Below are 6,852 nucleotides of genomic sequence, written 5' to 3'. Positions count from 1 at the left end.
ACTAATTTGAAGGCCTTCCCGAATGGGAAGGCCTTTTTGCTATGGGCGATTTGCCTGCTGGCCCATAGATTTTCACAGCAGAACGAACACCAAAGCCCGGTCTCTCGACCGGGCTTTGGTGTTTTTAGCGTGTTAAACAGCCAATATCTTGCTTTTGTCTGCCGCAAGAGAACTAAAAAGCCGGTTATTTCCACCATCTCCTGGCTATATCAGAGCCTTATCAGCTTCATTAACAGCCATTTGAACGACTCTACAGGTGGTCAAATCAGCCTTCTGCCGCCTGCTGGTTGCAGGGCAGTTCCATATTGACCACCCCCTCTTCCATCTGGACATCGATCTTGAAGCCAAGCCGTTTGGCGAGGTTGACCATGCCGCGATTGCTGGGCATGGTCATGCCGGAGAGCTGGCCAATCCCCTGCTCTTTGGCATAACGGATGATCTTCTCCATCATCAATTTGCCGAGGCCCACCCCTTTTAGGTCCGAGCGCACCAGAATGGCAAACTCGGCATCGCTCAGATCCGGGGTCGAAATGGCACGTACTACGCCGAGGATCTGATCCTGCAGCTCACCATCTTGCCCCACAGCAACGAATGCCATCTCCCGGTCGTAATCGATCTGGGTCATGCGAGCCAGCTCTTCATGACCCAGTTCGCCCACATCGGCAAAGAAGCGTTTGTACCTGTCTTCATCGGAGACTTGCAGTACGAACTGCTTGTGAGCCGGTTCATCTTCCGGCCGGATCGGGCGCAGCAGGATATGGCGCTGATCTTTAAGCCAGGCACCCTCCTCCAGTTCGGTAGGATAGGGGCGGATTGCCAGTCGGTTGATTGTCGGGATGGTAGGGTCACTCAGTGTGAGGCTGGCATCCAGTACCACCATTTCGGCACCGCACGCTTGTAGCGGGTGCAGGTCCAGCTCCTGAATCTCCGGAAAGGCGAGCAATAACTCGGAGAGCTGGCAGAGCACCTGACCGAGGGCATCGAAATCCAGTCGCTCCGGTGTCGCTTGTTCGCGGATTTTACGGCTTTTGAGCGCTCCGATGATCTGGTAACGAGCCAGCGCCTGATTGAGCGGTGGCAAGGCTGCCACCATCTCCTGCGGTTCGGCACCCGATTCACCCAGCAGAATGACGGGGCCAAAGATGGCGTCTTGCTGGATCCGCACCCGCAGCTCCAGGCCGCCGCTGCGGCGAGCCATCCGCTGCACCAGCAAGCCTTCGATACGGGCGCCCGGATCATGTTGTCTGACCCGATCCAGAATGGCATCTGCGGCTTGCGCCACTTCGGCCGAGGTGCGCAGGTTGAGTACCACGCCATGCACGGCAGACTTGTGGAGGATGTCGGGTGAGCGCAGTTTCACCGCCACCGGATAGCCGATCTGCTCGGCGGTCAGGGTCGCCTCGATGGCGTCGGTGACGATCCAGGTTGGCAGGGTCGAGAGACCGGCGGCCTGCAAAATCGGGTGTACCAGATGGGTATCCAGCCTCAGTTGCTTGCGCTCCTGCGCCTGACGGATCAGCTGCTGGCACAGCTCGACATTGAGCTGGTTGCCGTGCAGTGACGCCGGGGTTTCCATCAGCTGCTTCTGGTTGCGACGGTATTCCACCATGTGCATGAAGGCAGCCATGGCGCTTTCCGGCGTGCGGTAGGTCGGGAAGCCCGCCTCGGTAAAGAGCTTGCGCCCCTCCTGCGCCGAGTATTCGCCTGCCCAGTTGGTGAGGATATTGAAACGGCGCGCTCTGGGGTGCTGTTTCAAATGGGCAATAAGATGGCTGGCCAGCGGCGCGCTCGGTGCCGTGAGCGAGGGGGCGTGGATGATCAGGATGGCGTCGATGCCATCTTCCTGCAACACGCTGTCCAGCGCCTCCTGATAGGTGGTGATGGTGGCATCGCTGCCGATGTCGATCGGCGTGCGAGCCAGCTTGCCACCCCGCTCCAGCAGCACATCCACCGCCATATTGGCCAGTCCGCGGCCGTTGGAGATGATGGCGAGCCGCTCCCCCTTGAGGGTCATGGAGTGGCTGAGGGTTTCGACCGCGGCAAACAGTTCGTGGGTATCCCGCACCCGCAGCATACCGGCGCGGCGGATGGCGGCATCATAGACATTGTCGAGGCCGTGGGCCGGATCGTGACGCCCGCTTTTCAGCACCAGGATCGGCTTGTTGCGCGAGGCTGCTCGCGCCGCCGAGAGAAAGTGGCGGGCGTCGTGCAGTTTGTCCATGTAGATCAAAATGGCGCGGGTGACGCTGTCGCGGGAGAGCTGATCCAGCAGCTGGCCGAAGTCGATATCGCAGTGGTCACCAAGGGAGATGAAGGCAGAGAAGCCCAGTTCATGCTGCTTGGCCCAATCCAGAATGGTGGTGCTGACGGCGGCGGATTGCGACAGAAAGGCGACCTGTCCCGGCTTGGCGGCAATGGGGGAAAAGCTGGCGTTGATCCCCTGGCCGGGCAGCAGCATCCCCATGCTGTTGGGGCCGAGCAGGCGAATGCCATATTGCTGGCAGACCCGTTTCAGCTCCAGCCGCTCCTCGGGGGAAAAGTCGGCGGCCAGTATGATGGCCGCTCCCGTGCCCTTTTGGCCGAGCGCCTCCAGCAACGGCAAGACCCGCTCCCGCCTGGTGCAGATGATGGCGAGATCCGGGGTCAGCGGCAGGCTGGCGATATCGGGATAGGCCAGCACGCCAGCGATGGCTTTGTTGCGCGGGGTGACAGGGAGGATGGGCCCTTTGAACTGGCCCGCCAGCAGGTGGCGCACGATCACATGACCCGCCTTGAGCGGGTCGGTCGAGGCGCCGATCACGGCGATTGATTGGGGTTTGAACAGCCGATCCAGACCGCTTGCTTTCATGGGCACTCCCGACAAAAGGGGGAAGATACCAGTCTAATACGCCTTTGCTGCGGGTTCTGTGACCGGATCCTGATCACCGTTTGTTGAGGGCATTGGCACGCAGATAAAAGCGCAGTTCGCCCTGCACCCGGCGAATGGCGCCCAGGTGGCGCTCCTGCAGATAGATATCCTGCTCCCGATCGAGCGCCGTGCTGGGTACGCCCATGCTTTGCAGATACTCGTCAAACAGGGTTGAACCCTTGATCTCTACCAGATGCTGTTTCATGGCTCTCCTCCCTGCGCCTTGGTGTTTGTTGATGAATGCCCAGTCTGCGATGACCAGCCGGGTTTGCCTATTGTCACTTTTGACACGAAATTTGACACGAGAGCGCTCACACATCTTTCAGAGAGGGCGCCGTTGAGGCGCTGGCTGGCGTTATAGTATGGCGAGGAGCACGAGGCACGGATGGTGCACAGGATGATCAGAGTCTGGTGGTGGTGCATGGCACTGTGGACGGTTGGCGCAACGGCAGCCGAGCAGCCTATCCGCGCCTGGAATCTGCTGCTGGATCACCCCAACCCCGCCGTCGTCCAGTTGTTGCGCCTCTCCCTCGATCTCACCGTGCCCGAATATGGCCCCTATCAGCTTGTATCCAGCCCGCAAATGGAGCAGGGGCGGGCGGTGAAGGAGCTGCGCAGCGGTGAGCTGGTTCAGGTCGGTGTCTTTGCCCCGGATGGTCAGCGAGAACGGGAGTTGCTGGCAATCCACATTCCGCTGGCCAAGGGGCTGCTGGGGTGGCGGGTGTGTCTGGTTCGGCAGGGGGATGAGGGACGTTTTGCCGCGATCGGATCGTTGGCGGACTGGCATCGCGCCGGGCTCTCTATCGGTCAGCACAGATCCTGGCCAGACACCCAGTTGCTGCGGGCTAACGGCCTCAAGGTGACGGTGGGCAATCTTTATGAGGCGCTCTTCAACATGCTGCGCAAGAAGCGCTTTGACTGCTTCCTGCGTTCGGTCATCGAGATCGAGGATGAGCTAAGGCAGCATCCGGATCTCGCTATCGAGCCCCGTCTGGTGTTTCGCTATCCGCTGGCGCTGCTCTTCTTTGTCTCGCCAAAATATCCGGAGCTGGCCCAGCGCATCGAGCTTGGCCTGCTGCGGGCGCGGCAGTCTGGTGCTTTTGACCGGGTCTTTGAAGAGGGATTTGGCAGCACCATTCGGCGGCTGAAACTGGATGAGCGGGTGCGCCTCGAGCTGCACAACCCCGACTTGCCGCTGCCCAGCCGTATGATGATGGTCGATCCGGCCCTTATCTATAATCCGGTGTCAGCGCAGTGAGCCCTGATTCTGCGCGGTATCCCAGAAGGCGCGGATCAGCGGCTCTTCCAGCCGCTTCTTGAGCACCCCGATCCCCACATCAAATGGCTTGAAGGCGGGTTTGAGATCGATGACGCGCACCTTATCGCCGAGCGGGCTGTGGTCGATCACCGCAGCCGGTACCAGCCCCACCCCGCAACCGAGCGCCACCATGGCGACGATCCCCTCGTTACCCGCTACTTCGGCGTAGATGTTGGGGGCTATCCCCTTGTTGCGAAACCACTGATCGCTGCGTTTGCGGGCCAAGCCCTGCTCGGAGAGGATCAGCGGTAGCTGCTCCCAGTCCGGCTCCCCTTGGCGGAACCACTGGTTCAGCTGGGGGGCGTTGCGCGGCGCGATAAAGACCAGCGGCACCAGCTGCAGGCTGGCGAACTCCAGCTTGGCGGGCAGAGCATCGGGGCGAGCGGCGATGGCGAGATCGGCCTCGTCGGCCAGGATCTTGTCCACCGCCAGCGCCGGGTCGCCGGTCTCCAGCTTGATCTCCAGCTGGGGGTAGCGGCGGCGAAAGCGCTCCAGTACCTCGGGCAGCAGAAAGTAACTGGCGGTGACCGAGCAGAAGACCCGCAGCCGCCCCTGCAGCGGTTCATCGCTGCGTTTGAGCTCCTGCTTGAGCTGACGCCACTCCTGCAACAGGCCGCCGCCGAATTCGCGCAGCTTCTCGCCGGCGGGGGTGAGCCGAACCGAGCGGTTGTCCCGCTCGAACAGGATGCAGCCGGTCTCCTGCTCCAGCCGCTGGATGGCGCGGCTCAGGGTGGAGGGGCTGACCGCCATGGCATCGGCGCTCTTGCCAAAATGAAGGGAGTCGGCGAGGTGGAGAAACAGCTCGAGATTGCGAAGATCCATTGATCACTTCCTGCTGCAGTCAGGGCATAGATTCATGCCGAACCGTTCGGCTCTGGCAACCGCCTCCCCGGATAATTCAGCTGCAATTTTGCTGTAATGGGGAGTCACATGGGGGTGGAATTGCCAAGAATCATCTTTCAATTCTTGCAACGTACTGTTTCGAATATATCAGTTCAGGCAATAAGTGTCCCGCGCTATAGTGGTTCAGACAACGCCGCTATCCGGCATGGAATCAATCGAACGGAGCAATCACCATGGCTAACTATTTCAACACCTTGAACCTGCGTCAGCAGTTGGCCCAGCTGGGCAAGTGTCGTTTCATGCAGCGCGAAGAGTTCGCGGACGGCTGCAACGTACTGAAGGGCAAGAAGGTGGTGATTGTGGGCTGTGGTGCCCAGGGTCTGAACCAGGGCCTGAATATGCGCGACTCCGGGCTGGATATCTCCTACGCCCTGCGCAAGGCCGCCATCACCGAGAAGCGTGCCTCCTGGCAGAAAGCTACCGACAACGGCTTTGCGGTCGGTACCTATGAAGAGCTGATCCCGACCGCCGATCTGGTGCTGAACCTGACTCCGGACAAACAGCACTCTGACGTGGTGAAGACCGTGATGCCGCTGATGAAGCAGGGTGCTGCGCTGGGCTACTCCCACGGCTTCAACGTGGTGGAAGAGGGTCAGCAGATCCGCTCCGACATCACGGTCGTGATGGTGGCGCCCAAGTGCCCGGGCACCGAAGTGCGTGAAGAGTACAAGCGCGGTTTCGGCGTGCCGACCCTGATCGCCGTTCACCCGGAAAATGACCCGAAAGGCGAAGGCATGGCCATCGCCAAGGCGTGGGCCTCTGCCACCGGCGGCGATCGTGCCGGGGTGCTGGAATCCTCCTTCGTGGCGGAAGTGAAATCTGACCTGATGGGCGAGCAGACCATCCTCTGCGGCATGCTGCAAGCCGGTTCCCTGCTCTGCTACGACAAGCTGGTTGCCGAAGGCACAGACCCGGCCTACGCCGGCAAGCTGATCCAGTTCGGTTGGGAGACCATCACCGAAGCCCTGAAGCAGGGTGGTATCAGCCTGATGATGGACCGCCTCTCAAACCCGGCCAAGCTGCGCGCCTTCGCGCTCTCCGAGCAGCTCAAGACCCTGATGCGCCCGCTGTTCGAGAAGCACATGGACGACATCATCGCTGGTGAGTTCTCCCGCGGCATGATGGCCGACTGGGCCGAAGATGACGTCAAACTGTTCACCTGGCGTGAAGAGACCGGCAAGTCCGCCTTCGAAAACGCCCCGGCGTTCGCTGGCAAGATTGCCGAGCAGGAGTACTTCGACCATGGCGTGGTGATGGTGGCCATGGTCAAGGCGGGTGTCGAGCTGGCGTTCGAGACCATGGTGGCTTCCGGTATCTACGAGGAGTCTGCCTACTACGAATCCCTGCACGAGCTGCCGCTGATCGCCAACACAGTTGCCCGCAAGCGTCTGTACGAGATGAACGTGGTCATCTCCGACACCGCCGAGTACGGCAACTACCTGTTCGCCAACGCCGCCGTGCCGTTGCTGCGTGAGCACTTCATGCCGACCCTGAAAGCGGGCGATCTGGGTGCCAGCAAGGCGGAAGGGCAGAGCGTCGATAACCTGGCGCTGCTGGCTGCCAACGAAGCGACTCGCAACCATCCGATCGAAAAAATCGGTCAGGTACTGCGTGGCTACATGAAGGACATGAAACGCATCGCCGTTGGCGGTTAATCAGGCATGACCCGCAACCATGCCTGATGCGAGAAGATCAGTCAGGTACTGCGCGGTTACATGAAGGA

6 protein-coding genes are annotated in these 6,852 nt (G+C 60.7%); 3 read left to right on the top strand and 3 right to left on the bottom strand.

Annotated features, from left to right (window positions below; genetic code table 11):
- On the top strand, nt 1-309 hold a 309-nt coding region (locus tag LD28_RS23720; RefSeq protein ID WP_206538770.1), incomplete at its 5' end, for a hypothetical protein.
- Here the strand turns inward: LD28_RS23720 and LD28_RS0118965 are convergent.
- Both LD28_RS0118965 and LD28_RS0118960 read right to left on the bottom strand, forming a co-directional pair.
- On the bottom strand, nt 266-2,848 hold the full coding sequence (locus LD28_RS0118965) for a bifunctional acetate--CoA ligase family protein/GNAT family N-acetyltransferase (RefSeq protein ID WP_033138479.1): 2,583 nt from the start codon (nt 2,846-2,848) through the stop codon (nt 266-268). The genes LD28_RS23720 and LD28_RS0118965 overlap by 44 nt on opposite strands.
- 73 nt (nt 2,849-2,921) lie before the next feature.
- Complete coding sequence (locus LD28_RS0118960; protein WP_005339486.1) at nt 2,922-3,113, bottom strand: hypothetical protein; 192 nt, start codon at nt 3,111-3,113, stop codon at nt 2,922-2,924.
- Nucleotides 3,114-3,305: 192 nt separating this feature from the next.
- On the opposite strand from LD28_RS0118960, the gene LD28_RS0118955 reads away from it, so the two are divergent.
- Nucleotides 3,306-4,166, top strand: a complete 861-nt coding sequence (locus tag LD28_RS0118955) for a type 2 periplasmic-binding domain-containing protein (protein WP_033138478.1) — start codon at nt 3,306-3,308, stop codon at nt 4,164-4,166.
- Here LD28_RS0118955 and ilvY read toward each other — a convergent pair.
- Nucleotides 4,155-5,048 (bottom strand): HTH-type transcriptional activator IlvY, encoded by an 894-nt coding sequence (gene ilvY, locus LD28_RS0118950; protein ID WP_033138477.1) that lies wholly within the window; start codon nt 5,046-5,048, stop codon nt 4,155-4,157. The genes LD28_RS0118955 and ilvY overlap by 12 nt on opposite strands.
- A 254-nt stretch (nt 5,049-5,302) precedes the next feature.
- On the opposite strand from ilvY, the gene ilvC reads away from it, so the two are divergent.
- On the top strand, nt 5,303-6,784 hold the full coding sequence (gene ilvC, locus LD28_RS0118945) for a ketol-acid reductoisomerase (RefSeq protein ID WP_033138476.1): 1,482 nt from the start codon (nt 5,303-5,305) through the stop codon (nt 6,782-6,784).
- Nucleotides 6,785-6,852 lie beyond the last annotated feature (68 nt).

The organism is Aeromonas finlandensis, from assembly GCF_000764645.1.
Lineage (GTDB): Bacteria > Pseudomonadota > Gammaproteobacteria > Enterobacterales > Aeromonadaceae > Aeromonas > Aeromonas finlandensis.
This window is presented reverse-complemented; position numbering and strand designations above follow the sequence as displayed.

Excerpts from the sequence above, each read along its gene's own strand:
- LD28_RS0118965 (WP_033138479.1), bottom strand. The coding sequence starts at position 2,848 with ATGAAAGCAAGCGGTCTGGATCGGCTGTTCAAACCCCAATCAATCGCC.
- LD28_RS0118960 (WP_005339486.1), bottom strand. The coding sequence starts at position 3,113 with ATGAAACAGCATCTGGTAGAGATCAAGGGTTCAACCCTGTTTGACGAG.
- LD28_RS0118955 (WP_033138478.1), top strand. The coding sequence starts at position 3,306 with ATGATCAGAGTCTGGTGGTGGTGCATGGCACTGTGGACGGTTGGCGCA.
- ilvY (WP_033138477.1), bottom strand. The coding sequence starts at position 5,048 with ATGGATCTTCGCAATCTCGAGCTGTTTCTCCACCTCGCCGACTCCCTT.
- ilvC (WP_033138476.1), top strand. The coding sequence starts at position 5,303 with ATGGCTAACTATTTCAACACCTTGAACCTGCGTCAGCAGTTGGCCCAG.